This is a genomic window from Chryseobacterium phosphatilyticum, from assembly GCF_002899825.2.
Lineage (GTDB): Bacteria > Bacteroidota > Bacteroidia > Flavobacteriales > Weeksellaceae > Chryseobacterium > Chryseobacterium phosphatilyticum.
The window spans coordinates 1-491 of record NZ_PPED02000069.1 but is presented as its reverse complement, the minus strand read 5'-3'; the positions used below and the strand labels follow the sequence as shown (position 1 = coordinate 491).

1 protein-coding gene is annotated in these 491 nt (G+C 48.9%); it reads left to right on the top strand.

All coding sequences use genetic code 11. From position 1 onward, the window contains the following. Nucleotides 1–491, top strand: a 491-nt coding sequence (locus C1631_RS24260) for a hypothetical protein (RefSeq protein WP_228441513.1), incomplete at both ends; no start/stop codon positions are given.

Genomic DNA, 491 nt, shown 5'->3' with positions numbered 1-491 from the left:
GTCAAGCGCTAGTTTAGATGCATTTGTTGGAGTATTTGGCTTTGATCAGCAAGGGATAGCTGTTGGGGCATCTTCATCTATATATGCCAGTTATTCGGCCGCCTCGAATAACAGACGTCGCGGCTATTACGCAGATGGATCTTCACAGATTTTTGCGAAAAACTTGTCAGCTGGTGGCAACTATCTCGACGGTGTAATAGGCGACAATGCATCTAATATTGTTGCCTCGTCGAACTCCGCCGCAGTCGGAAATGGTGGCTTCGGGGTGTTTTCACAAAATGGTTCGATGGTGGATTTTGGAACAGGTATCATAAAAGCGAATATTTCTGGCGGGTTAAGAGTACAGAACGGTAGCACCGTCCAAACCACTAACGCCATCTCCTCACCTGCGGGAGTTGCCCCCGGTTCAGACGGGGTAGTCGCTCGAAATGGTGGTACTGCTATTCTTGACGGGGCTGATGTCGATGGCTCCAAAACTGGCATATCAGCTT